At 70.4% G+C, this 21,404-nt stretch carries 24 protein-coding genes; 11 read left to right on the top strand and 13 right to left on the bottom strand.

What is annotated here, in order from left to right:
• Positions 1 to 879 carry a UTP--glucose-1-phosphate uridylyltransferase GalU gene (gene galU / locus Q9S78_RS09050; protein WP_311857271.1) on the bottom strand — a complete coding sequence of 293 codons (879 nt, stop codon included), beginning with the start codon at positions 877 to 879 and terminating at the stop codon, positions 1 to 3.
• A gap of 76 nt (positions 880 to 955) precedes the next feature.
• On the opposite strand from galU, the gene Q9S78_RS09045 reads away from it, so the two are divergent.
• Genes Q9S78_RS09045 through mscL form a run of 3 tightly spaced genes read left to right on the top strand, consistent with a single transcriptional unit; the run spans position 956 to position 2,330 of the window.
• On the top strand, positions 956 to 1,546 hold the full coding sequence (locus tag Q9S78_RS09045; RefSeq protein ID WP_020096955.1) for a 5-formyltetrahydrofolate cyclo-ligase: 591 nt from the start codon (positions 956 to 958) through the stop codon (positions 1,544 to 1,546).
• A 14-nt stretch (positions 1,547 to 1,560) separates the two neighbouring features.
• On the top strand, positions 1,561 to 1,833 hold the full coding sequence (locus Q9S78_RS09040; protein ID WP_018188479.1) for an FmdB family zinc ribbon protein: 273 nt from the start codon (positions 1,561 to 1,563) through the stop codon (positions 1,831 to 1,833).
• 35 nt (positions 1,834 to 1,868) lie between these two features.
• Complete coding sequence (gene mscL, locus Q9S78_RS09035) at positions 1,869 to 2,330, top strand: large conductance mechanosensitive channel protein MscL (RefSeq protein ID WP_018188480.1); 462 nt, start codon at positions 1,869 to 1,871, stop codon at positions 2,328 to 2,330.
• Positions 2,331 to 2,334: 4 nt separating this feature from the next.
• Here the strand turns inward: mscL and Q9S78_RS09030 are convergent, their stop codons facing one another.
• On the bottom strand, positions 2,335 to 2,511 hold the full coding sequence (locus Q9S78_RS09030) for a hypothetical protein (protein ID WP_311870040.1): 177 nt from the start codon (positions 2,509 to 2,511) through the stop codon (positions 2,335 to 2,337).
• Positions 2,501 to 6,169 carry a DEAD/DEAH box helicase gene (locus Q9S78_RS09025; RefSeq protein WP_311870691.1) on the bottom strand — a complete coding sequence of 1,223 codons (3,669 nt, stop codon included), beginning with the start codon at positions 6,167 to 6,169 and terminating at the stop codon, positions 2,501 to 2,503. The genes Q9S78_RS09030 and Q9S78_RS09025 overlap by 11 nt, the downstream gene beginning before the upstream one ends.
• A 217-nt stretch (positions 6,170 to 6,386) precedes the next feature.
• Here Q9S78_RS09025 and Q9S78_RS09020 point away from each other — a divergent pair, with 217 nt between their 5' ends.
• A complete protein-coding gene (locus Q9S78_RS09020; protein ID WP_311870039.1) occupies positions 6,387 to 6,911 on the top strand; it encodes a methylated-DNA--[protein]-cysteine S-methyltransferase in 525 nt (174 codons plus the stop codon).
• A gap of 59 nt (positions 6,912 to 6,970) precedes the next feature.
• Here the strand turns inward: Q9S78_RS09020 and Q9S78_RS09015 are convergent, their stop codons facing one another.
• Both Q9S78_RS09015 and Q9S78_RS09010 read right to left on the bottom strand, forming a co-directional pair.
• Positions 6,971 to 8,590, bottom strand: coding sequence for a monocarboxylic acid transporter (locus tag Q9S78_RS09015; RefSeq protein WP_018188484.1), 1,620 nt, complete (start codon positions 8,588 to 8,590; stop codon positions 6,971 to 6,973).
• Positions 8,587 to 8,937: a DUF485 domain-containing protein gene (locus Q9S78_RS09010; RefSeq protein WP_311857283.1), complete on the bottom strand. Its 351-nt coding sequence runs from the start codon at positions 8,935 to 8,937 to the stop codon at positions 8,587 to 8,589. Before Q9S78_RS09010 ends, Q9S78_RS09015 begins: the two co-directional genes overlap by 4 nt.
• A 125-nt stretch (positions 8,938 to 9,062) precedes the next feature.
• Between Q9S78_RS09010 and Q9S78_RS09005 the strand changes: the two genes are divergently transcribed.
• Both Q9S78_RS09005 and Q9S78_RS09000 read left to right on the top strand, forming a co-directional pair.
• Positions 9,063 to 9,911, top strand: a complete 849-nt coding sequence (locus tag Q9S78_RS09005; RefSeq protein WP_311857284.1) for a helix-turn-helix transcriptional regulator — start codon at positions 9,063 to 9,065, stop codon at positions 9,909 to 9,911.
• A gap of 28 nt (positions 9,912 to 9,939) precedes the next feature.
• Positions 9,940 to 10,302 carry a histone-like nucleoid-structuring protein Lsr2 gene (locus tag Q9S78_RS09000; protein ID WP_018188487.1) on the top strand — a complete coding sequence of 121 codons (363 nt, stop codon included), beginning with the start codon at positions 9,940 to 9,942 and terminating at the stop codon, positions 10,300 to 10,302.
• A 20-nt stretch (positions 10,303 to 10,322) separates the two neighbouring features.
• Here the strand turns inward: Q9S78_RS09000 and Q9S78_RS08995 are convergent, their stop codons facing one another.
• Entirely contained in the window at positions 10,323 to 10,991 is a 669-nt protein-coding gene (locus tag Q9S78_RS08995) for a LysE/ArgO family amino acid transporter (protein WP_311870038.1), read from the bottom strand.
• Positions 10,992 to 11,058: 67 nt separating this feature from the next.
• On the opposite strand from Q9S78_RS08995, the gene Q9S78_RS08990 reads away from it, so the two are divergent.
• Positions 11,059 to 11,949, top strand: coding sequence for a LysR family transcriptional regulator ArgP (locus Q9S78_RS08990; protein WP_311870037.1), 891 nt, complete (start codon positions 11,059 to 11,061; stop codon positions 11,947 to 11,949).
• Between the two features lie 105 nt (positions 11,950 to 12,054).
• Positions 12,055 to 12,324 (top strand): hypothetical protein, encoded by a 270-nt coding sequence (locus Q9S78_RS08985; protein WP_311870036.1) that lies wholly within the window; start codon positions 12,055 to 12,057, stop codon positions 12,322 to 12,324.
• On the opposite strand, the gene Q9S78_RS08980 is transcribed toward Q9S78_RS08985, so the two are convergent.
• A complete protein-coding gene (locus Q9S78_RS08980) occupies positions 12,325 to 13,167 on the bottom strand; it encodes a hypothetical protein (protein WP_311857291.1) in 843 nt (280 codons plus the stop codon).
• Between the two features lie 105 nt (positions 13,168 to 13,272).
• On the opposite strand from Q9S78_RS08980, the gene Q9S78_RS08975 reads away from it, so the two are divergent.
• Entirely contained in the window at positions 13,273 to 13,455 is a 183-nt protein-coding gene (locus tag Q9S78_RS08975; protein WP_311857292.1) for a DUF1272 domain-containing protein, read from the top strand.
• Here Q9S78_RS08975 and Q9S78_RS08970 read toward each other — a convergent pair whose 3' ends face one another.
• The 3 genes from Q9S78_RS08970 to Q9S78_RS08960 form a co-directional block, all read right to left on the bottom strand.
• Positions 13,456 to 13,845, bottom strand: coding sequence for a hypothetical protein (locus Q9S78_RS08970; RefSeq protein WP_311857295.1), 390 nt, complete (start codon positions 13,843 to 13,845; stop codon positions 13,456 to 13,458). It abuts the gene before it with no gap.
• 7 nt (positions 13,846 to 13,852) lie between these two features.
• Complete coding sequence (locus tag Q9S78_RS08965; protein WP_311857297.1) at positions 13,853 to 15,562, bottom strand: AAA family ATPase; 1,710 nt, start codon at positions 15,560 to 15,562, stop codon at positions 13,853 to 13,855.
• 156 nt (positions 15,563 to 15,718) lie between these two features.
• Complete coding sequence (locus tag Q9S78_RS08960) at positions 15,719 to 16,186, bottom strand: SRPBCC family protein (protein ID WP_311870035.1); 468 nt, start codon at positions 16,184 to 16,186, stop codon at positions 15,719 to 15,721.
• Between the two features lie 60 nt (positions 16,187 to 16,246).
• On the opposite strand from Q9S78_RS08960, the gene Q9S78_RS08955 reads away from it, so the two are divergent.
• A complete protein-coding gene (locus tag Q9S78_RS08955; RefSeq protein WP_311870689.1) occupies positions 16,247 to 17,590 on the top strand; it encodes a hypothetical protein in 1,344 nt (447 codons plus the stop codon).
• A gap of 398 nt (positions 17,591 to 17,988) precedes the next feature.
• Here Q9S78_RS08955 and Q9S78_RS08950 read toward each other — a convergent pair whose 3' ends face one another.
• From Q9S78_RS08950 to Q9S78_RS08940, 3 genes are read right to left on the bottom strand one after another with little or no spacing between them, the layout of a single operon-like run.
• Positions 17,989 to 18,540, bottom strand: a complete 552-nt coding sequence (locus tag Q9S78_RS08950; protein WP_311870034.1) for a DUF4352 domain-containing protein — start codon at positions 18,538 to 18,540, stop codon at positions 17,989 to 17,991.
• Positions 18,537 to 19,223, bottom strand: a complete 687-nt coding sequence (locus Q9S78_RS08945) for a hypothetical protein (RefSeq protein ID WP_020096936.1) — start codon at positions 19,221 to 19,223, stop codon at positions 18,537 to 18,539. The genes Q9S78_RS08950 and Q9S78_RS08945 overlap by 4 nt, the downstream gene beginning before the upstream one ends.
• Positions 19,224 to 19,250: 27 nt before the next feature.
• Entirely contained in the window at positions 19,251 to 20,930 is a 1,680-nt protein-coding gene (locus tag Q9S78_RS08940) for a PAS domain-containing sensor histidine kinase (protein WP_311870033.1), read from the bottom strand.
• A 95-nt stretch (positions 20,931 to 21,025) separates the two neighbouring features.
• Between Q9S78_RS08940 and Q9S78_RS08935 the strand changes: the two genes are divergently transcribed.
• On the top strand, positions 21,026 to 21,400 hold the full coding sequence (locus tag Q9S78_RS08935; RefSeq protein WP_256335300.1) for a response regulator: 375 nt from the start codon (positions 21,026 to 21,028) through the stop codon (positions 21,398 to 21,400).
• The last annotated feature ends 4 nt before the right edge of the window (positions 21,401 to 21,404 follow it).

The following is a 21,404-nucleotide window of genomic DNA, read 5'->3' as shown; positions in this document are numbered from 1 at the left end:
TCAGAGGCCCGAGGCGAAGTCCTTCAGCCACGGGCGAAGCTCCGCCCCCAGGTCGTCGCGGTCGACGGCGAGCTGCACGATGGCCTTGATGTAATCGGCGCGGTCACCGGTGTCGTAGCGACGACCGCGGAAGACGACGCCGAGGACGCCCTCGGTCGAAGCGAGCTCCTGCAGCGCATCGGTCAGCTGGATCTCGCCGCCCTTGCCCGGCTCGGTGCGCTCGAGGATGTCGAAGACGCCGGGCGTCAGCACGTATCGGCCGATGATCGCGTAGTTGGAGGGAGCATCCTCCTTCTTCGGCTTCTCGACGAGGCCCGTGACCTTGACCACGTCGGTCTCACCGGTTTCCTCGACGGCTGCCGCGCCGTACATGTGGATCTGGTCGGGCGAGACCTCCATCAGCGCGATCACGGTCAGGCCGGTCTTCTTGTTCTGCTCGAGCATCTTCTCGAGCAGGACGTCGCGCGCGTCGATGAGGTCGTCACCCAGGAGCACGGCGAAAGTGCTGTCGCCGACGTGCGAGCGTGCCCGGAGGACGGCGTGCCCGAGCCCCTTCGGCTCGCCCTGGCGGACGAAGTGGATGTCTGCCATGTCGGACGAGTCCTGCACCCGCTTGAGCTTCTCGTGGTCGCCCTTCTTGGAGAGGTTGGACTCGAGCTCGGGGACCGAGTCGAAGTGGTTCGAGATGTTGTTCTTGTTGCGCCCGAGAATGATCAGGACATCGTCGATCCCTGCCGAGACGGCCTCTTCGACCACGTACTGGATCGCCGGCTTGTCGACGACGGGCAGCATCTCCTTGGGCATGGCTTTCGTGGCGGGCAGGAAGCGAGTCCCCAGGCCGGCGGCGGGGATGACGGCCTTGATGCGCTCAGCAGACATGCCCCTCACCCTACAGATGCCGCACGTCTCGCGGAGGACACGTCGGGGCGCGGGCGTGTCCCTTTAGAATCGGACCATGACCGGCCCGTTGGACACCGAGAAGCGCGCCCTGCGCGCCGAGCTCCGCGAACGCCGACAGCAGCGCTCCGCCGCCTCCCTCGAGGAGGCCGCAGCCGGGATCCGGGCCCAGCTCGACGCCCTCGTGACCGAGCACGGCGTCCGGTCCATGTCCTGCTTCCTCTCCACCCCGACCGAACCGGGCACGCGTGAGTTCATCGCCGCGGCGGTGGCGCGCGGCATCCGGGTCCTCCTTCCCGTCACCCGCGCGGACGGTCTGCTGGACTGGGCCGTCGCCGAAGAGGAGGGCGACACCGCCGAGGGCATGTTCGGGCTCCCCGAACCCGTCGGCGAACTCCTCAGCCCCGTCGCCGTCAACGACGTCGACCTGCTCGTCATCCCCGCGGCCGCCGTCGACACGACCGGGATGCGGCTCGGCTGGGGACGCGGCTACTTCGACAAGACCATCGGCTCGATGGAGAAGTGCCCGCCCGTCTACGCCGTCATCTTCGACTCGGAGCTCATCGACTCCGTCCCCCGCGAGGTGCACGACCAGCCCGTCTCGGGTGTCGTGACACCGACCCGCACCGTCCTCCTTCCCACCCGCTGATCCACCGAGGTCTCATGCCCACCTATGCCTATGCCTGCACGTCGTGCGGCCACCGCTTCGACGCCGTCCAGTCGTTCTCCGACGCCGCCCTCACCGAATGCCCCGAGTGCGGCGGCGCACTCCGCAAGCAGTACGGCTCGATCGGCGTCACCTTCAACGGCTCGGGCTTCTACCGCACGGACTCGCGTTCGTCGAGCGGGTCGAAGCCCTCTGGCGAGAGCTCGTCTTCTTCGACATCATCGACATCATCCGGAGCGTCCGCTTCGCCCGCCCCCGCGGGTTCGTAACACCCGGCCGCAAGCCGGCATCGGAAGGAGTAGCCGTGATCAAAGGCTTCAAAGACTTCATCATGCGCGGCAACGTCATCGACCTGGCAGTCGCTGTCGTCATCGGCGGTGCCTTCACGGCGCTCGTGACGGCGATCGTGACCAGCATCATCAATCCGCTCATCGCCCTCGTCTACAAGCCCGACGAGAAGACGGGAGCGATCGGCCCGACTTTCGTCGGTCTCCATGGCGATGAAGTGACCTTTCCTCTCGGCGGCCTGCTCACTGCTGTCATCAGCTTCTTCGCCGTCGCGCTTGTCGTGTACCTCGTGTTCGTCGTCCCAATGAACAAGTGGAAGGAACGCCAGGCCGCGAAGGCGGGCGTTGTCGAGGAGGCGGCGAAGCTCCCCACGGAAGCCGAGCTGCTGATCCAGATCCGCGACCTGCTCGAACAGCAGGGCAGTGCACCCGCGCCGGCGACCCGCCGGTCGGCCGAGCCGCCGTCGCCGTCGATCTGACGCGTCAGTAGTGCGGCGGGACGTCGTTCCGCAGGCGATCATCGTTCGGGCCGGATGCCGGGGGTTCCCCCGCGTCCGGCCCGTTCGTCGTCTCGGGGGTCGTGTCCGTCCCGGGCGCAGGCGTCAGCTTCGCGCGCCGGGAGCCCGCGACCCTCTCGACGCGCTGGCGCTCAGTCGACATCGATCGGCTGGGTCGAACCGGGGGCCGACGGCGTCTCGGGCTGCACGCCGATGACACCGGCGATGCGCAGAGCGACGGCGGCGGGGTCGTTGTAGACCTCGAAGGCGTGCACGCGAACGTAGTGCCACCCGAGGCGACGCAGTAGCTGGGGACGACGACGGAGTGTCTCGCGGAGGCTGTCGTGCGTGCTCTCGGGGTCGAGGTCTGCCACGACGGCCTTGCCCTTGTACTGGGCGACGAGAGGCAGCTGACCACCGCGGTAGTGCACGTCGACCGAGACCCCGAGGCTTCGCAGGTGCTGGGCGAGCGTCAGCGTGAGGGGGTCGGCGAGGTCCTCCAGGCGAGCGTCGCGGCCGCGCGCGGCGATGCGCCCGAGGATCGACATGAGCGTCGCGGCGCCGTGCGTGAGGCGTCCTTCGTCGAACGCGGAGGGACGGATCGACGAGACGATGACCATGGACCGGCGGGCGCGCGTCATCCCGACCGTCAGCAGCCGCTCACCGTCGGGGGTCGACAGGTCGCCGAAGTCGCTGAGGACACGCCCGTGCTTCGTGAGCCCGAAGCCGAGCGAGAAGATGACGCGGTCGCGGCTCTCGGCGACGGACTCCTCGAGGCCGAGCACGGCGAACGGTTCGGCCGTCTCGCGACCCACGAAGTCTGTGACGTCGGAGCGTCCCGCGAAGGCACTCGCGACGGCGGCGCGGATGCGATCGGCGTGGCGCGCCGACGCGGTCACCACCATGAGCGACTCGGCCGGGCGGTTGATCGCATGTTCGACGACGAGGGTCACGACGCGGGCGACCTCGGCATCCGGACTCTCCACCGCTCCCGTATCGGGATCCGGCGCGCCCGTGCCGCCCTCGACGTAGTCGACGCTCAGGCTGCCGCGGCCGAGGTACGAACCGGCCCACGGCAGCGAGCTGATAGCTCCCCCGTAGAAGGCGTCGTTGACGAGCTCGGCGAGATCCTCTCCACCCGCGCGGTAGCTGCGGGTGAGTGTCTCGACGGGGAGGAGCTCGCTCAGTCGGTCGAACACGCTCCGGTCGTCGAAGGGCACCTCGGGCTCCTCGAACTCCTCGCCGCGACCCGACCAGAGTCGGAACGGGGTCGGCTTCTGCGTGACCGGATCGCCGAAGACGACGATCTGGCGTGCGCGTCGCAGCGCGGGCGTCGCCTCGGCGAGGCAGAGAGCCGCGGCATCCGCGATGATGACGACGTCGAAGTCGGGATGGTCGGGCACGTGCGGCACTTCGTACGGCGAGGCGAGCCACACCGGAGCGAGCACCCGCATGAGGGTCGGGGCCGCCGCGACCAGCTCGTCCGCCGACGCGGTCCCGCCGCGCAGCGCCGCCTTCAGTGATGCGGCCTCGCGCGGTTCGTCGACGATCGCGATGCGCCAGCGCTTGGCGAGCTCCGACGACAGGAGCGGTCCGGACGACGACGCGTGGGCTTCGTCGACGAGACGGAAGTCGCGCTCGAGTCTGTCCAGCACCTGCGTGTTCGCGCCGAGGAGGGCGCGGTCCGACCGCAGCATCGCCTCGAGGGCGGAGCGCCACCAGGCGTACTCGAATTCGCTCGCGACCTCGGATTCGGGCACGTGACGCGTCGAGAGCTCCATGAGCAGCGGCTCGAGCCCCAGCTGGGCGAGTTCGCTCCGCAGGGCCGCACGTTCGACGAGGTTGTCGAAGACGTCGGATGCCGCGGCGAGCCCGGCGAGCGTCCGGAGCAGCTGCGGGACGGGCAGCGACGCGAGCCCCTCCGTCCGCCCGAGCGCGCGGTCGAGGTCGGCGAGATCGGCGTTCACGCGCTGCCAGGCGGAGGCGACGTCGTCGAGCCCGATCGGGATCTCGGGCGTCACGCCCGCGTCGACGAGCTGCTGCCACTGCGCACGCTGATTCTGAACCCGCATCAGCGCCTCGTGCATGTCGGTGACGTGCATGCCGGGACGCACGTACTCCTTCGACAGGCGACGCAGCCGGCGCCGGTTCGCGGGGGTCATCTGTGCCGAGTCGCGACGCGACGAGTGGGCGGCGATGAGGTCGGTGAGGGGCCGCTCGAAGACCGTGGGGCTGAAGCGGTCGAGAGACGCGCGGATGCCCTGCAGCAGCTGGACGTACGTGCCCATCTCGGCGATCGTCGTGAACGGCCGCATCCGGGTCTGCCCGATGAGTTCGTACCCGCGCTCCAGGAGCCCGGGCACCTCGGTCCGGTGCAGTCGACCGGCGAGGGCGTGCGCGGCGCGCGCCTCTTCCGTGGTCGAGAACGCGACCCCGTACCAGGGTGAGTCGTCGGGTCCGATGCGGAACTCGCCGAGCCGAGCGGATGCCGCGAGAGCCTCGGCCGCCTCGACGCGACGGGTGGCGAGCCGCTGGACGGTGGCGAGGTCGAAACGGGTCGTCGCGGAGGGCTGCGGCTCGTGCTCGCCGATGCGCGTCAGTTCACGGAGTGCTTCGAGCGGCGAGACGCCGACCGAGGCGTGACGCTGCGTCAGCGCGGCGCGGTAGTCGCGGAGGACCGAGCGCAGGCGCACGAGCGCGTCGTCGACTTCGGCGACCTTGGGCTGCTCGGCCTTCTCGTTGCGACCGATCGCGCGAACGAGGTCGCGGTGAAGACGCGTGGGTGAGACGGCGAGACCCTGCAGTCCGATACCGGTCAGGCGGTGCCGCACCCCGTCGAGGGTCGAGCGGCGCGCGCTGACGACGAGGACGCGCTTGCCCGAGCGGACGAGTTCGCCGACGGCGTTGATGACCGTCTGCGTACCGCCCGTGCCGGGGAGCGTGTGGACGGCGAGCGACTGCCCCTCCGTGATCCGAGCGAGGACTGCCTCCTGCTCGGCATCCGCGTCGAGGAGCAGCCGGTCGGCGGCGGGCGTGCGGTCGTCGAGACCGATCGACGTGGGCTGCGGCCGGACGAACGACAGGCGCTCGCGGTCGGCGGGGTGGCCGGCGAGTGCGTTGAGGACGGGATGATCGAGGTCGACGGCATCCCGTTCCATGTCGGAGGCGACGTCGGCGAAGGTCGAGACGATCAGTCGCGGCTGAACCGTGAAGGTGGGGACCTGCGCCGTGAGGGCGCGGAGGCGATCGATGACCGGCTGCGGCTGGAACACCCCGCCGTCGTACGCGAGGGCCGCCAGTGCGTCGCCGTCGAGGTCGACACCGAAGTGGAGGCGCGCGGCGGTGACGAGTTCGGGGTTCACGCGGAACAAGCCGTGGAGGCGCAGGTCGAAATCGGTGTGGTGCCGGCGGATCGTCAGGGGGCGCAGCAGCACGGGGGCCATGCAGCTCGTGCTGCCGATGCGCCACGACGCCATGCCGATGGCCAGGTGCACGGTGTCGAGCCCGCGCGCGGTGCGCAGCTCGACGTCCTTCGAGGTGATGCGTTCGGCGGCCAACCGCGCGGTGCGCAGGGCGACCTCGTCGCGGAACATGTTGGACAGGAGCGTCGGCCGCCCCGTGATGAACTGGGGCAGGCTGCCCGGGTGCGCCTTGGTGATGTCGATGCCGGCATCGCCGTCGTCGCGGTAGTGCAGCAGCGTCGACGCACCGCCGAGCTGCGCCGCTTCTTCGCGCAGACGCTTCCGCTCGGGCACCGCCGCGTGCATGACCAGCACCTCCGGGTCGGACAGCGTCACGTCCGCCGGGGTCACCGAGGGCATCTGCTCGGCCGTCTCGCCGCGCACAGCACCGCTCTCTGCTCGCCACACACGAGAAACACTAGGCGCGTCGCGCTGGGAAAGCGGGATCGACGGCCGAGTTTCGCGGATCAGCTGCCGTCTGTGCCCCGTTTCCTCCACATCCGGTTCGGGATGCCGCTCCTCCCCACCCGGCCGCTCCCCCGACGTGCGCCGGGTGACCCCGCGCCATGATGAGGGCATGACGAACGCAACCTACTCGGTGCACCCGACACCGATCGGCGAGGCCCTCCTGGTGACGACCGGCGAGGGCCTCGCCGCGCTGTCCGTCCTGGACGGCCCGGCCTACGTCGAGGTGGCCCGGCTCAGCTTGCTGCTGCATGCCGTGCCCACCGAGGACGACGGTCCGTCCGCCGCCGCCGCGGCCGAACTCGACGAGTACTTCGCGGGCGAGCGTCGGGAGTTCACCGTTCCGCTGGATTGGGGACTCACCGCGGGCTTCACCCGACGCGCGCTCGAGGCGATCGCCGAGGTGCCGTACGGCGAAACGGCGTCCTACGCCGAGGTGGCGATCTCGGCCGGGGCGCCGCGGGCGCATCGCGCGGTGGGGACCGCGTGCGCCCGCACCCCGTGGTCGATCGTGCTTCCCGCGCATCGGGTGATCCGCAGCGACGGGTCGATCGGCGAGTACGGGGGTCGGCCCGAGCACAAGCGGTTCCTCCTCGATCTCGAGGAGCGGGTCGCCTCGGGGACGGGCCGAGCATGACGGAGGCGGGCAGGGACGTGTAGGCCGTCCCTGCCCGCCTCGTCGCGGCATCCGCTCGGTTAGTGGTCGACCGCCTTCTCGGCGCCGTACCCGGTCAGCGAGCGGACTTCCATCTCGGCGGCTTTGGTGGCGTCCTCCGCCTTGCGCGAGGTCACCGACCCCAGCCAGCCGAGGAGGAAGCCCACCGGGATCGAGATGATGCCCGGATTGTTGAGCGGCCAGATCGCCGTGCCGACGTTCTTGAACACGCTCGTCTCGGTCCCCCAGAACACCGGCGACAGGACGATGAGCACGATCGCGGTGGCGAGACCGCCGTACATGCTCCACACCGCGCCGCGGGTGGTGAACTTGCGCCAGAACAGGGAGTACAGGATCGTCGGGAGGTTCGCCGAGGCGGCGACCGCGAAGGCCAGCGCCACGAGGAACGCGACGTTCTGGCCCTGCACACCGATGCCGCCGAGGATCGCGAGCACACCGATCACGATGACCGTGCGTCGGGCGACCTTCACCTCGCCGTCCGGGGGGACGTTCCCCTTCTTCACGACGTTCGCGTAGATGTCGTGGGCGAAGGATGCCGCCGCCGTGATCGTCAGTCCGGCCACGACCGCGAGGATCGTCGCGAAGGCGACCGCAGAGATGAAGCCCAGCAGGACCGGTCCGCCCAGAGCCGCCGCGAGCAGCGGGGCCGCGGAGTTGACGCCACCGGGTGCCGCCTTGATCGTCTCCGACCCGACGATCGCACCGGCGCCGTAGCCGAGGACCAGCGTCAGCAGGTAGAAGAGGCCGATCAGCCAGATCGCCCAGACGACGGAGCGACGAGCCTCCTTGGCGGTCGGCACCGTGTAGAAGCGCATCAGGACGTGCGGCAGGCCCGCGGTGCCGAGCACCAGGGCGATCGCGAGCGAGATGAAGTCCCACGGGTTCGCGCCGTACTGCAGGCCCGGACCGAGGATCGCCTCCTGCGGGTCGGTGGTCGACTTCTGGACGGCCGACTCGAGGAGCGTGTCGAGGCTGAACCCGTTGATCGCGAGCACCCAGATCGTCATGACGATGGCGCCGCCGATGAGCAGGAACGCCTTGACGATCTGCACCCAGGTCGTGCCCTTCATGCCGCCGATGAGGACGTAGACGATCATCAGGACGCCGACGACGGCGACGACGATCGACTGCCCGATCTGCTCGGTGATGCCGAGCAGCAGCGACACGAGTCCACCGGCACCGGCCATCTGCGCCAGCAGGTAGAAGAAGCAGACCGCGAGCGTCGTGATCGCGGCCGCGAGGCGCACGGGGCGCTGCTTCAGACGGAACGACAGCACGTCGGCCATCGTGAACTTTCCGGTGTTGCGCATGAGCTCGGCGACCAGCAGCAGCGCGACGAGCCACGCCACGAGGAAGCCGATGGAGTAGAGGAAGCCGTCGTAGCCGTTGATCGCGATGGCGCCGACGATGCCGAGGAAGGATGCCGCCGACAGGTAGTCACCGGCGATGGCGAAACCGTTCTGAGGGCCGGTGAACGAGCGACCGGCGGCGTAGTAGTCGGCCGCCGTCTTGTTGTTGCGGCTCGCCCGGATGACGATGAACAGCGTCACCGCGACGAACGCGCCGAAGATCGAGATGTTGAGGACGGGGTTGTTCTCCGCAGCGGTGGCGGGTGCGGCAGCGAGCAGGACGGAGGTCATCGCGCCTCCTGACGCTCGAGGTCGGAGCGGATCTCGGACGAGATCGGGTCGAGCGTGCGGTTCGCGAACGCGACGTAGCCCATCGTGATCGCGAACGTCGTGACGAACTGGCCGAGGCCCAGGAGCAGGCCGATGGTGATGTGGCCGAAGACCTCCTGCGCCATGAAGTCGGGCGCGAAGGACGAGAGCAGGACGTAGACGAAGTACCAGACGAGGAAGAGCAGGGCGAGCGGGAAGACGACGCTGCGATGCTTCTTCTTCAGTTCGACGAAACGCGGCGATCCTTCGATCGCGACGTAGTCGATGGCACTCCCTTCCACGCCTCCGTGGGGGGACTGGGACGACATGTGGCCTCCTTGCCTCATGGGGTGAGCGACAGTGCTCTCACGGGCCGTTCCTGGGAATCAGCCGCGTGGTAGGTTCGACCGTACGAAGGCGGCAGAGGTGCCGTCACCCCCGGAAGTAGGTACGCGTGGGATCGTCGGCAGAGAGCGACGCGGACACGCGGCTCGTCTCCCGAGCCGTGTCGGATCTGGCTCGTCAGACCCGGTTTCCCGTCGTCTTCGGCGGACTCGAGCGCGGTGGCGCCGTCCATGTCACCGCAATCGCCGGGACCCGCACGCGCAGCATCGAGGGTCTCGTCGTCGAAGCGGGCCGAGGCCTCGGCGGAGCGGCGATGCTCGAGAGGCGTCCGCGCCTGGCGCTCGACTACCGCACCGCTCGCACCATCACGCACGACTACGACCGCGCGATCCTCGGCGAGGGCATCTCCACTCTCCTCGCCGTCCCCGTCGTGGTGACAGGCCGTCCGCGCGGCATCGTCTACTGCGGTTCGTGGACCCCGGGGCCGGTCGGCGACCTCGTCAGTCGCCCCGCCTTCCGTGCCGCCGACATGCTGGCGACCGAACTCCGCGTGCGCGACGAGGTCGACCGCCGCGTGGCAGCCCTCCTCCCCGCCGAGCCGGCTCTCCCGGCAGCCGCGCAGGAGGACCTCCGCGAAAGCTATGCGGAGCTGCGGAGCATCGCGGCATCCGTCGGCGATCCCGACCTGCGCGAGCGGATCGCCGCCGTCGAGCGACGACTCGCCGGAATCGCCCGGCCCGCCGCGGCCGACGCTCCGCTCGACGTCGCCCTTTCGCCTCGCGAGCTCGACGTGCTCGCCTGCTGCGCCCTCGGCGCCACCAACGCCGAGATCGCCGCCTCACTGTCTCTGCGGGAGGGGACGGTCAAGTCGTACCTGCAGGCGGCGATGGCGAAGCTGGATGCCTCGACCCGCCACGCGGCCGTCGCCAAGGCGCGCCGGGCCGGCTTGCTGCCGTAGCCGCCACCGGCGCCACTATGCTCAGCGCATGGCCCGCAAAATCGTGCATCAGCTCGTCGACGACCTGGACGGCACCGTCCTCGAAGTCGGCGACGGCGAGACCGTCCTCTTCTCCGTCGACGGCACCGCCTACGAGATCGACCTCACCCACGACAACGCGAACGCGCTCCGCGAGACGCTGGCACCGTACATCGACGCTGCCCGGCGCGTGTCGAACCGCACGTCCGCCGGTCGCCCGGCCGGCTCGTCCGGCGGCGGCCGCGTGCAGAAGCGCTCCGGCCAGCGCGATTACGCGCCGATCCGCGAGTGGGCCGCGAAGAACGGCTACCAGGTGTCGGAGCGCGGCCGCGTTCCCGCGCAGGTGCTCGACGCGTACGACGCCGCGCACTGACGCTCCTCCGCTCCCCTGACTCACCCGAGGACGAGGGTCACGGCGATGATGAGCATGATCACGGCGATCCCGCCGTCGAGGATGCGCCACGCGCGTTCGGTGCGCAGTAGCGGCGCCAAGTAGCGCGCACCGTAGCCGAAGAGGACGAACCACAGCGTGCTGGCGGTGATGCCGCCGGCGAGGAAGAACCAGCGCGCTTCGCCGTGCGTCGCCGCGACGGACCCCAGGACGACGGTGGTCTCGACGAGCGCGTGCGGGTTCAGCCAGGTCACGGCCAGGATCGTCAGGAGCGTCGCCGTCCGGGTGGCCGTGCGCGGCCGGGTCAGGACGGTGCCGCCAGCCGCGGCATCCGTTGCCTGGTCGTCGGGGGCGGCGTCGAGGCTGCCTCCGCCGCGCCAGGCGCGACGTGCGCTGACGATCGCGAAGCCCGCGATGAAGACGGCTCCCGCCCACCGGGCCAGTGTCTCGAGCCACGGGTGAGCGGTCACGAGGGTCGCGACACCTGCGACGCCGAGCGTCTGGAGGATCGCGTCGCTGACGACGCAGACCAGGACGACGATGCCCACGTGTTCCCGGCGCAGCCCCTGTCGGAGGACGATCGCGTTCTGCGCGCCGATCGAGACGATCAGACCCAGACAGAGGCCCAGGGCGGACAGGAAGGCGGCGAGATCGGGAGACACGTCGTCCACGTTAGGGATCCGTGAGTGTGCAGTACAGCGAAAGATTCTTCAGGATCTGAAGCGTTCCTTCAGTAGAGTGACGGGCGTGGACATCCCGTTCGAGCACCTGCGCACCCTCGTGGCGGCCATCGACGCGGGCACGCTCGACCGCGCGGCGTCACGCCTCGGCATCACGCCGAGCGCCGTGAGTCAGCGCATCCGTGTCATCGAGCAGCGCGTCGGCCGGCCGGTGCTGCGCCGGACCAAGCCGATCGCCGCCACCGAGGCGGGCGAGCCACTGGTGCGCTTGGCGCGCCAGCTCGACCTTCTCGAGCACGACGCGCGGCGGGCGCTCGGCGACGACACCGACGCTCCTCTCGTGTCGCTCGCCGTCAATGCGGACTCGCTGATCACCTGGTTCCTGCCGGCCCTCGCCGCCGCCACCACGGTGAGGCCGGTCACGTTCGAACTGCACCGCGAGGACCAGGAACGGACCGCGCAGCTGCTGGCCGCCGGTACCGTCATGGCCGCCGTGACGTCGCAGCGGGAGCCCGTGGCCGGGTGCGTCGCCTCCCCGCTCGGACGGATGCGGTACACCGCCGTCGCGACGCAAGACTTCGCCGAACGATGGTTCCCGCGGGGGCTCGACCGCGCGGCGCTCGAGAGCGCTCCCCGGGTCGACTTCGACCGCCACGACACCCTGCAGAGTTCCTTCGCACATCGCCACGGCGCACGGCGGGAGCCGCCACGCCACGTCATCAGCGCGTCGGCCGAGTTCGCGCAGGCGATCGTCCTGGGACTCGGCTGGGGGATGCTGCTCCCCGGCCAGTTCGAGGCGGGGATCGCCGACGGATCCCTCGTCGTCCTCGCCGACGACACGATCGAGGTCCCGCTGTACTGGCAGCGGTGGAACCTGTCGTCCGAGCTTCTGGACACGGTGACGGATGCCGTGCGTCAGACGGCAGCCGACTCCCCCGTCCTCGCGTAGCGACCTCGCGGCATCCCGTCAATCCCCTCTGCACCGACCGCAGCCCGGGCGATGGTAGTCCCCTGGGACAAGTGTCGGCCGGGTGCGAGGGACGAGGTGCGGAAGATGTATGTGGATCCTGAAACGCTGCGCGCGCTACCGGCCCGTCGACCGGCGGATGCCGCGACCCGGGCCTCGCGGATCCAGTGGGATCTGATCGGCGACGCTCATTACGAAGTGCGGATCGGCGGCCAGGTGGCCGGCTTCATCGACGTCGTCGGCGCCGTGTACGTCGTGCTGTCCGGCGCCCGCTACGACCGCGCCGAAGAGGTCGTGCAGACCCTGGTCTGGTCGACCGCGACCGCCGCGCTCGATCAGCACCGCTCGCGCAGCTGATCATGTGGACGCCGCCTCAGCGGCCTTCTTCGCCCGGCGTGCAGCATCGCGCGCGGCAGTGCGTTCCTCGGTGAGCTGGGCCGCCTCTTCCTGAACGGCGTCGAGGTCGTTTGCCGTCCGGGCACGCTCGCGGTCGATCTCGGCGAGGCGCTCTTCGAGCGACGCGACCCGCGCCCGGGCGGCCGCCAGCCGATCCTCCGCGCGGGCGAGTTGTTTCTCCGTGGTCTCGGCGTGGCGGCGGGCCTCTGCCGCTGCTCGAGCGGCGTCGCGGGCGGCGCGTCGATCGGCGAGCTCGTCCCCTCCGCCCGGCTCAGCAGAGCCCGCGTCGAACGGACCCGACACCGCGTCGGTCAGATCGGGCCGGTCCATGCCGGTCGCCTCGATGGGACGCAGCAACCGCGCACTCGCGACGGCGGCCGCGGCATCCGGATCCCGCAGCGCTGCATCCAGGGTCTGCTCGACCGCGGCGCGGGCGGTGGCACCGACGTCCACGCCGTTGTCGGCCGCGAGGGCGAGGGCACGGTCGACGAGGTCGTGGAGGATGCCGCGGCGCCGCGTCGTGAGCTCGGCGAGCGCGCGTGCGTCGCCGGCATCCGCGGCGTCACGGAACGCCTCAGCGAGCTCGACGGCGGGCGCCAGCGCCTGCGGGTCTTCTGCGGCGAGGAGGTTGACCACCCACGCGGCGAGGACGGGCTTCCGCAGGCCACGGATGGCCGCGGCGAGATCTCGATCCTCGGCATCCTTCGCGGCGGCGGTCCGCTGCGCGACGAAAACACCGGCCGGGGCGACACTGAGCCGCGCGGCGACCTCGATCAGCCGGGTGTCGTGATCGGGACCGGTCATTCGCCCATCCTCCCGCATGCCCGACGCCTCGGATCGGCAGGATTCCTTCGACCTCCGGCATCCGTTCCCCTTCGGCGGCGATGTCGGCACTCGTATCGTCGGAGGATGCTCGAGATGCGACCCACCTGCGAATCGTGCGACCGCGCCCTGCCCGCGGCCGCCGAGGCCTTCATCTGCTCGTACGAGTGCACGTGGTGCGCGTCCTGTGTCGTCGGGTTCACGGATGCCGCGTGCCCGAACTGCGGCGGTGATCTCCAGCGCCGTCCCACTCGAGCGGTCCGCGCCTGATCAGTTCGCCCAGAAGGCGGCGGCTCCGAGAGCGAGGACGCAGACGACCAGCGGGGCGACAGCGCCGGCGCGCCGCCGTATCGCACCGACGACCGCCAGGCCCGCCGAGACCACCGTCACGGCGAGGAAGCCGATCGTCCTCGGCCACCCCGTCTGCGTGACGATGGCGTCGCCGCCCGACGCCGCCGCCCAGGTGCACTGGCGGCCCACGGGCACCAGGGTCGCCTCCGCGGAAAGGAGGGCCGTTTCGGACACCGCGACACCCGCCGGGTGATCGTCCAACCAGCACCGCGCGTCCGCGCTCTCCCGGGTGTCGAGGAAGAGGCCGCCGACGAGGATCAGTCCGGCCAGCACGGCAAGGACGAACATCACCCCCGTGGCGATGCGCACACCGGACCTACAGTCCTTGAGCCACCGCGGCCGCGGCGCGCATCCATGCGTCCTTCGTTCGGGGCTGGAGCGCGTCGTAGCGGATGCGGCCCGCCTTCAGGGAGTCGTCGAAGGGGATGATCTCGACCGCGCGGACGTGGCCCTCGAAGCCCGCCGCGATGCGCTGCGCCGCGCTGATCCCGGCCCGCTCGGACTGCCCGACCACGACGACCGCTCCGTCGGCGAGGCGACGGGAGTGCTCGTCGCGCTTGCGGAGGGCGTCGAGAAGGAGCGCCGCCGACTCCGCCGACTCGGGAGCGGCGAGCGTCGGGACGACGAGCTGGTGGGCGGAGTCGATCATCCGCAACCAGCGATCGGCCGACTCGTCGTTGCCGGAGTCGAAGATCACCATGCGGTAGTAGCGGGCCGCGACCTGAGCGAGCAGATCGAAGTCCGCCGTCGTGATGCGCTGGTCCGCTGCGAGCAGCTCGGGGTTGGAGCGCAGCACGTCGTAACGGTCGACGGACTGGTGATGGACGAAGCGGGCGATGTCCGAGACGGATGCCGTCGCTTCGAGCAGTCTCGCCGCTTCGGGCAGCAGGTCGCGGATCGTCGTGTCGTAGTCGCCCTGCTCGGTGCGCCAGCCGAGCGTCCCGCGGGTGTCGTTGTTGTCCCACGCGAGGACGTTGCCTCCGCCGTGGCGTGCGAAGACCGCGGACAGGACAGCGGTGGTCATCGTCTTGCCGACGCCGCCCTTGCCGTTGGCGACCGCGATGGCGCGGCATCCGGCCCACTGGCGGGAGACGGCCCGCTCACGCTCGGCGCGCTCGAGCTCGGCCTTCGACGGGCGGATCGGGATGCCGAGGCGCACGAAGAACGAGCGCCACCCGGAGACGGTGGCGGGGTGTTCGCCGGCAGGTTCGATGAACGACGGACGCGGCCCCTGGGAAGCGGATGCCTCGAAGGGCGTGTCGGCGGCGGGAGCGGCGTCGGTCGTCGGCGGCGCATCGATGGGGGGCTGCTCGTCCGACTCGAACGATGCGCGCGCGACGTCGACCGGGTCGGTGCCGCTGTTGGCGTCGGCGTCATCGGTGCCGTTGTCGGCGCTGGCGGCGTCGGTGCCGTTGTCGGCGCTGGCGGCGTCGGCCTCGATGGGGGCGGCCGGTGCTGCGGCGGGGATCTCGGCCACGCGGGCGGGGACCCACTCCGCGGGGGTGTCGACGACGTCGTCGTCCAGGTCGTCGTCGTCGCCGTCGTCGTACGCGGCGGGCGCCTCGGAGATCGCGGCGGCGTCGGAGCGGGCCGGCGGGAAGAACGCGGGCACCTCGGCGACGAGGGCGGGCTCGGCCGCGGATTCCGGCTCGACCTCGACCTCTGCCTCAGGCTCCACCTCCACCTCGGCCTCGACCTCAGGTTCAGCCTCGGCCTCCGGCTCCGTGGTCCACCAGGCCTGCTGTCGCAGTTCGGCACGCGTCACGGTGCGGTCGTCGACCTCGACGTCGATGTCGCCCGTCGGGTCTACGAGCAGGTGGTGCTCGCCGCGGTCGCCGCTCGTGACGAGCTCGATGGGCGCACCGGAAGCGACGGCATCCGCTCGCACCCGGTCGATGAGGAGGCGACGGACGGCGTCGACGTCGGCGGCTTCGAGGGTCTCTTCGGCACCGTCGACCGTCGTGAACCGTGCGGTTCCGCCGGTGACGTGCGCGTACGCGCGTGCCGGTTCACTGCCAGTGCTCATGGGTTCCTTTCGGTGGACCGGCTGCGTGAGCGGACCGATCCGGGGGCCGGCGGCGCGAGCGACGAACTCAGACAGTCTCCGTGCGCCGACGGAGTGCGCCTTCCCACGCTATCGCGCGCGGCCCCGAAATCCCCGCTGGACGGGCATGAACGGCTCTCAGGGAGTCGGATCCGGCCGTGGCTCGGACAGCGCGGCGACGAGGACGGCGTTTCGGGCGCGGATGAGCCGCTGCAGATACGGGCGCAGCATGAGGGGTTCGACGATCGGGCCGAACAGCGGCGAGCGCAGCGTCACGACATCCGTCATCACGGTGACGTCCCCGTCGCGCTCGAAGCGGTGCTCGTGGCGGAACGATCGGAACGGCCCCCGCACCTGCTCGTCGACGAACCGACGCGGGTGCTCGAGCGCGGTGATCCGGGACGTCATCGTCCACACGACACCGAAGTGCCGCGCCCGCCAGGTGACCGTCTCTCCCAGCCCTATGGTCCCGCTCGTGACCCCGGCGACAGCGCGCTCACCGGAGCGTGCCATCGACGCGAGATGCACGTCGATCGACAGCGAGAGGGTGAAGAGCTCCTCCGGCGCGCAGGCCGCGCGCGTGACCTCGGTGAACGTGGCTGTCATGAGGCTCACGCTAACCCCACGCGGCATCCGACCTGCCGCTACCGTAAGACCGTGCGGACGATGCTCGGGATGACGTGGCGCCTCCTCGTGCGCCACTGGCCCGCGCTCGTCGCGTGGTATCTCGCGGGAGTCCTCGGCCGATACATCGGGCTGGAGGCGGCCGGATACGTCGGCGGTTACACGGCGCTCGGCGGCATGCTGGTCATCCCCCTCGCGATCCTCGCGAAGCTCGTGAGCCTCGTCGGGATGTTCCTCGTCTTGCGGGACGGGATGACGCGCCTCGGCGCGATCGCGCCGCCTCCGACCGATGGACCCGGCAGACGAGTCGCTTTCCGTGACGCGATGCTGTCGTCTGTCCTCCCCTTCCTGGCGGTGTATACCGCCCTCGGCTTCCTCAACGAGGACGTCGCGACCTATCTCGACACCGCGCTTCAGGTCACGAACGGGAGAATCGCCGAAGGCATCGTCACCGGAGTGGACGCCGACGTCTCCGGCGCCATTGACAAGCTCCCGTGGGATGCGATGACGATCACGGTGGTCGTGCTCGCCTTCGTCGGACGGTGGGTGTGGAGCCGGTGGCGCGGTCGACTGCCCCGCTGGAGCTCGCTCGTCGCCACCTACCTCGACGGCCTCTGGATCTTCCTCGCCGCCTACTTCATCGGCGACGCGACCGGACAGCTGACCGCGTGGGTGCAGTCCCGCCGCGCGATCGCGTGGGTGGGCCAGCTGCGGGAGTCGATCGGCGACTGGTTCGCCCCGTTGGGATGGGTGTGGGATGCCGTCGCCACGGTCGCTGGCGAAGCCGTGGGACTCGTCGCCGTCCCGCTCGCCTGGCTCACCGTCGCCGGCGTCATCTACGGCCAGGCCGTGGCACCGCAGGGGGTCCAGTGGCGCGGCCGGATCGCCGAGCGGGCCCGGCAGCGGTACGGCAGCATCCCGCAGCGGCTGCGTCGCCGCCTCGGTGACATCGGCGCGAGCCTCGGCTCGCGCTTCCAGCCGATCTGGCGAGCGGTCGTCCTGATGTGGCGCGGTGGACCGGTGCTGATCGGCTGCTACGTCCTCGCCTACGTCCTCATCGTGCTCGGGCAGGACCTCATCGATTTCGGGGTCACCCGCCTGGTCGGACCGCAGAGCCCCGACGAGTTCTGGCGCGCGGGAGGAGCACTGTTCCTCCTCATCGCCCCGGTCGTCATCGAGCCGATACGCACCGTGGTGATCGCCGGGGCCTACGACGCGACGGTGGGCGCGCTCATCGGGGCGCCCGTCGTCGCGTCAGGGCACGACGACGAGTCGGACGTAGCCCGGCAGCTCGTCCGGGATCACGAACTCGACACCGAGCGGGCCCTCGAGGTCGTCGGGGACGATGAACGGCACATCGATCTGGAACGCCCCGCGCGGGAATAGTTCGCTCTCCCGGTCCACCGGGCAGGTCGTGTACCGGCGGTAGTCCCATTCGATCGTCTTGGACTCGTCCCTCCAGAACCGGCCCTGTCCGCCCAGCTCGCGCAACCCCGTGAGCGTGCAGCCGGTCGCCGCGCCGTGACGATCGACGGGGACGCGGACCCAGAGGATCTTCGTCCCCTCGGGAGCCGTCACGCCCAGCAGCGAGACCTCCGTCGCGGTGGCGGGGCCGAACGTGATGCCGGCGAAGTCCGCGCCGCGTCCCTGCTCGGCCACCGTCGGGAAGTTGGGCTCGTACCGCGCGACCTTCCACCATTCCCACCCGAGGAACACTCCCGAGGTGAGCGGAACGAGGATGACCAGCGCGAGCAGGGCCCGCCGATTGCTGCGCCACCAGGCACTCACACGCCACCCCCCGCGAGCGGGGCGAGCTCGCGTTCGTCGTCCCAGCGTAGGCTGCCCAGATCGACGGTGAACTCGACGACGGAATCGAGACGCCAGTCGCGATCGCTCACGGTGAAGCGGATGACGGCGGTGCCGTCCCGCATCCCCGCCGGGAGCTCGAACGCGACACTCCCCGTCTTCGGCACCCCCACCTGCAGCGCCTTGCCGAGCAGCGACACGGGTCGTTCGCTGGCGCGGTAGGTGTCGCCGTCGATGAGGAGGGTGGCCAGGCCGAGGACGGCGCCCTCCTCCGTGTTCACGGCCTCGACGCTGAGGTCCACGACGACCCACGCCCCGTCGGCAGCCCAGCCGACCTCATCCGAGATCCGCTCGGCTGCGGCGACGTCCGTGACGGTGACGGCCATCTGCCGTCCGACGGCGCGGTCTGTGACGTCGACGGACTGGACGAAGGACGACTCTGTCAACGCTTGGCCTGCGGGGATTTGCGTGACTCCCCACGCCGCGACCAGCAGGACGATGCCCCCGGCCCACACCGTGACGCTTTTCACCGGGATGCCCCTTGGCTCGGCTGGTTCGCGCCCGCGCCGACATCGGTGAGCGGGACGTCCATCTTCGCGACGACCACCGGGCTGTCCCACCATTCCCCGTTCACGACCAACTTCCCCGTGACGAGGGAGAAGTCGCGGATCTCGAGCGACAGCTCATCGGCATCCGTCAGCTCGTCCTTCGTGATGATCCACCCCACGACCAGTTCGACGGGGACCCCCGGCTGCAACCACGGGCCCGTGTTCCCGTCGTCGAGTCGAGCCACCGCGTCGGGATGCCGCCCACCGAGATCACTGGCGATGATCGACCCCGACAGCCCCTTCCCCTGGGCCGCCGCCGGCAGAGCGGTGTCCCAGACGTTCTCCGCCCGCACCACGGCCGCCACGACACGCTCCCCCTTGTCCGGGTCCGCGGACAGACCCGCGTCCCTCAGCGTGTCGATCAGCACGGCACGTTCGACCGTGATCGACAGCATGTCGTTCACGTGCGTCTCCCCCGGTTGCAGGGTCGCAACGGGCGGGGCGGCGACCGCCTCGAGCCCGCCGAACGCCGCGGCCGCACCGAGGAACACCGCGGTGAGGATGCCGGGGATCCACGCCGTCGGGACGCGATCAGTCGCCTCGCGCAGCCACCGCGCGTCCCGCGCCCGGTGAGGGCTGCGGCGCTCGTCTCCGGGGCCTGTCACGGCGACAGCATAGCGACGGAGCCGTCGTCACGCCGAGAGCGCGAAATCCTCCGCCGGCGCGACGGGCTCGCGCATCCGCGGAAGGCACAGCGTGATCGTCGTCCCCTCGCCGGGCTCACTCTCGATGCCCACATCGCCGGCATGGGCGGACACGATCGACTTGACGATCGACAGGCCGACCCCGATGCCCTGGACGGCGTTCTTCCGCACGGCGGTCGCCCGGTAATAACGGTCGAACACACGGCGCGCGTCGTCGGCCGTCATGCCCATGCCGGTGTCGCTGATCGCGATGCGCACCTGGTCGCCGTCCGCCACGTGCGTGACCCTCACGGACACCGAGCCCCCGGACGGCGTGAACTTGACGGCGTTCGTCAGGAGGTTCTCGACCGCCTGCTCGATCCGCCGGGCGTCGAGCTCGGCGATGACGTTCTCGTCGCATTCCAGCGACAGCGCGACGCCGGCCTGCCGCGCGAGGGGCACCATGACGGCGACCGTCTCCTCGACGAGCTCCGCGACGTCCACGACCGTCGGCGCGAGGACCATCTTCTTGTTGCCGGCCGTGAGCAGCTGCGACACGCGTTCGAGCAGCACCTCGCTGTTGCGCGAGATCGCGCCCAGCGCCGTGCCGATGCCGAGGCGTTCGGCGTCCTCGCCCAGGATGTCGATCACCTGCTCGGCGTACCCCACGACGGAGGTCAGGGGCGTCCGCAGTTCGTGCGAGACGGTCGTCAGGAACTCCTCGCGCGCCTCGATGGCGTCGGCGAGGTCGGTGACGTCGTAGGCCGCGACCACCGTGCCGAGCAGTTCGCCGTTCGAGCGATGCACGCGACCCGAGGACGAGAGGATCGCGACCTGGTCGCCGGGCTGGCCGAACCATTCCAGGTGGTTACGGATGGCGTCGCCACGGAGGGCGCGCGGGATGATCTGCTCGGCGCACGGAACCGGGGTCTTCCGGTCGGCTTTGAACACGTGCGGCCCGGCGTACGGCGCCTCGTCGAAACGGAAGCCGACCACACCGGTCAGCTTGTGCGCGGCGCGATTGGCCAGAACGGGTCGGCCCTCCGCGTTGTAGAACGCGACGGCTCCGTTCACCGTGTCGAGGACGGTTCGCAGGACCATCTCGTCGTCGCGCGACTGTTCGAGGTTCGCCTGCAGGCGGCGCGCGGCATCCTCCACCTCCTGCCGGCTTCTGCGGAAGCTCCTCACAGCGAGGTGGATGCCGACCGAGATGCCCGTGGTCAGGAACGGCAGCGTGAGGAGGTTGAGGACCATCAGCGGGGTCGACACGGACTCGACCTGCAGGAGCAGCGGAAGTGCCGAGATGAGCAGCCCGCCCAGGAAGACGAGGGCGAGGGCCTGCCAGCGGTACCGCAGAGCGATCCACGCGAAGGGCATGAGGCAGAGGACGCCGACGGTCGGGATGTACGGGAAGAGCGAGGCGCGCAGCAGGGCGAGCGCGACGATGTCCACGAGCGGTACGACGATCCCCCAGGGCGTCAGCAGCCAGGCGCGCTGCGGCAGGAGGAAGAAGGCGGATGCCGCATACGGGAGACCCACGCCGGCGAGGACGGGTCCGGCGGACCACAGGCTCGGGACGGCGAGACCCGCCGCGATGACGACGAACGTCACCCCGGCGACGAACGGGAGCTGGAGCCGCGAGAACAGCTCCTCGGGTCGCATCGGCTTCCACATCGGACGTTCACTCATGCTCGGGTCCCCCTCCCGTGCCGGGGACAGCCCCCGACGAGCCGGCGGCGGGGTTCGGATTACCCGCACCGCAGGATCGGTGTCAGAGTACGGGGGTGGCGATTTCGGTTCTTGTGGTTGACGACGACGACGACATCGCTATGCTCCTCGTCTCGAGTCTCGAGCGCGCCGGGATCTCGACCGCACGCGCGGGCAACGGTCGCGAGGGCGTCGAGCGGGTCCGCGCGGACCGGCCGCGGGTCGTCCTCATGGACTGGATGATGCCCGGGACGGACGGGATCCAGGCGGCCCGCGAGATCCGGCGGAGCACCGACATCCCGCAGCCGCACATCATCATGCTGACCGCGCGCGTCCACAGCTCCGACCAGGAGGACGCGATCCGCGCCGGCGTCGACGAGGTGGTGGCCAAGCCGTTCCGACCCCGCGAGGTCGTCGGCCACGTCAAGGAGCTCCTCGAACTCGCGAGCTGACGCC

Source organism: Microbacterium aquilitoris, from assembly GCF_031932285.1.
GTDB classification, from domain to species: domain Bacteria; phylum Actinomycetota; class Actinomycetes; order Actinomycetales; family Microbacteriaceae; genus Microbacterium; species Microbacterium aquilitoris.
This window is presented reverse-complemented; position numbering and strand designations above follow the sequence as displayed.

Excerpts from the sequence above, each read along its gene's own strand:
- Q9S78_RS08975 (WP_311857292.1), top strand. The coding sequence starts at position 13,273 with ATGCTCGAGATGCGACCCACCTGCGAATCGTGCGACCGCGCCCTGCCC.
- Q9S78_RS08940 (WP_311870033.1), bottom strand. The coding sequence starts at position 20,930 with ATGAGTGAACGTCCGATGTGGAAGCCGATGCGACCCGAGGAGCTGTTC.
- Q9S78_RS09010 (WP_311857283.1), bottom strand. The coding sequence starts at position 8,937 with ATGTCGTCCCAGTCCCCCCACGGAGGCGTGGAAGGGAGTGCCATCGAC.
- Q9S78_RS08980 (WP_311857291.1), bottom strand. The coding sequence starts at position 13,167 with ATGACCGGTCCCGATCACGACACCCGGCTGATCGAGGTCGCCGCGCGG.
- Q9S78_RS09040 (WP_018188479.1), top strand. The coding sequence starts at position 1,561 with ATGCCCACCTATGCCTATGCCTGCACGTCGTGCGGCCACCGCTTCGAC.
- Q9S78_RS09015 (WP_018188484.1), bottom strand. The coding sequence starts at position 8,590 with ATGACCTCCGTCCTGCTCGCTGCCGCACCCGCCACCGCTGCGGAGAAC.
- Q9S78_RS09020 (WP_311870039.1), top strand. The coding sequence starts at position 6,387 with ATGACGAACGCAACCTACTCGGTGCACCCGACACCGATCGGCGAGGCC.
- Q9S78_RS09025 (WP_311870691.1), bottom strand. The coding sequence starts at position 6,169 with ATGCCCTCGGTGACCCCGGCGGACGTGACGCTGTCCGACCCGGAGGTG.
- galU (WP_311857271.1), bottom strand. The coding sequence starts at position 879 with ATGTCTGCTGAGCGCATCAAGGCCGTCATCCCCGCCGCCGGCCTGGGG.
- Q9S78_RS08965 (WP_311857297.1), bottom strand. The coding sequence starts at position 15,562 with ATGAGCACTGGCAGTGAACCGGCACGCGCGTACGCGCACGTCACCGGC.
- Q9S78_RS08960 (WP_311870035.1), bottom strand. The coding sequence starts at position 16,186 with ATGACAGCCACGTTCACCGAGGTCACGCGCGCGGCCTGCGCGCCGGAG.
- Q9S78_RS09030 (WP_311870040.1), bottom strand. The coding sequence starts at position 2,511 with ATGTCGACTGAGCGCCAGCGCGTCGAGAGGGTCGCGGGCTCCCGGCGC.
- Q9S78_RS09000 (WP_018188487.1), top strand. The coding sequence starts at position 9,940 with ATGGCCCGCAAAATCGTGCATCAGCTCGTCGACGACCTGGACGGCACC.
- Q9S78_RS08985 (WP_311870036.1), top strand. The coding sequence starts at position 12,055 with ATGTATGTGGATCCTGAAACGCTGCGCGCGCTACCGGCCCGTCGACCG.
- Q9S78_RS09045 (WP_020096955.1), top strand. The coding sequence starts at position 956 with ATGACCGGCCCGTTGGACACCGAGAAGCGCGCCCTGCGCGCCGAGCTC.
- Q9S78_RS08955 (WP_311870689.1), top strand. The coding sequence starts at position 16,247 with ATGCTCGGGATGACGTGGCGCCTCCTCGTGCGCCACTGGCCCGCGCTC.